This is a genomic window from Mesorhizobium sp. M00.F.Ca.ET.216.01.1.1, assembly GCF_004010325.2.
In the GTDB taxonomy this organism is placed as follows: Bacteria; Pseudomonadota; Alphaproteobacteria; order Rhizobiales; family Rhizobiaceae; genus Mesorhizobium.
Genome location: NZ_SADR02000077.1, coordinates 1 through 1,084, shown reverse-complemented (window position 1 = coordinate 1,084; position 1,084 = coordinate 1). Strand labels below are relative to the sequence as shown.

Here is a 1,084-nt window from a genome sequence, read left to right as displayed (position 1 = left end):
CCGAGCGCGATGGCGCCGCCATTTGGGTTGACGTGCTCCGCGTCCTCGGCAATGCCGAGTTGTCGGAGCACGGCGATGCCCTGGGAGGCAAAGGCTTCGTTGAGCTCGATGATGTCGAATTGTTGCGGCGTCAGGCCGAGCCGGGCACACAGCTTCTGCGTTGCCGGCACCGGACCGATGCCCATGATGCGCGGCGCCACGCCAGCGGCAGCGCCGCCGAGAATGCGGGCGACTGGCGTCAGGCCATATTTTTTCGCGGCCGCTTCCGAGGCGACGATCAGCGCCGCGGCGCCGTCGTTGACGCCGGATGCGTTGCCGGCGGTGACCGTGCCGCCTTGCCGGAACGGGGTCGGCAGTTTCGCCAACGCCTCCACTGTCGTGCCGGCGCGCGGGTGTTCATCCTTCGAGACGATAACCGGGTCACCCTTACGCTGCGGGATCGTTACCGGGGTGATCTCCTTGGCCAGCCGGCCAATGGCCTGCGCGGCGACGGCCTTGTCCTGGCTGCGCACGGCAAAGGCGTCCTGGTCGGCGCGCGAGACGGAAAAATCCTCGGCGACATTCTCACCGGTCTCCGGCATGGAATCGATGCCGTACTGCTGCTTCATCAGCGGGTTGACGAAGCGCCAGCCGATGGTGGTGTCGTAGATCTCGGCATTGCGCGAAAAGGCGGTTTCAGCCTTAGGCATGACGAAGGGCGCGCGGCTCATCGATTCGACGCCGCCGGCGATCATCAGCTCGGCCTCGCCGGCCCTGATGGCGCGGGCGGCGATGATGACGGCATCCATGCCGGAACCACAGAGGCGGTTGACAGTCGAGCCGGAAACTTCCTGGGGCAGGCCGGCGAGCAGCAGCGACATCCTTGCCACATTGCGGTTGTCCTCGCCGGCCTGGTTGGCGCAGCCATAGACGACACCGTCGATATCAGCCCAATCGACGCCGGGGCTGCGTTCGACCAGTGCCCCCAGGGGTATCGCGCCGAGGTCATCCGCGCGGATCGAGGCTAACTGCCCGCCGAAGCGTCCGATCGGCGTGCGGATGTAATCGCAGATATAGGCCTCGGCCATCTATGCAGCCTTCTCTT

Annotated in this window: 1 protein-coding gene; it reads right to left on the bottom strand. The window is 66.1% G+C overall.

From position 1 onward, the window contains the following. A partial coding sequence (pcaF, locus tag EN859_RS35085) for a 3-oxoadipyl-CoA thiolase (RefSeq protein WP_127857182.1) occupies window positions 1–1,067 on the bottom strand: 1,067 nt, incomplete at its 3' end. Window positions 1,068–1,084 lie beyond the last annotated feature (17 nt).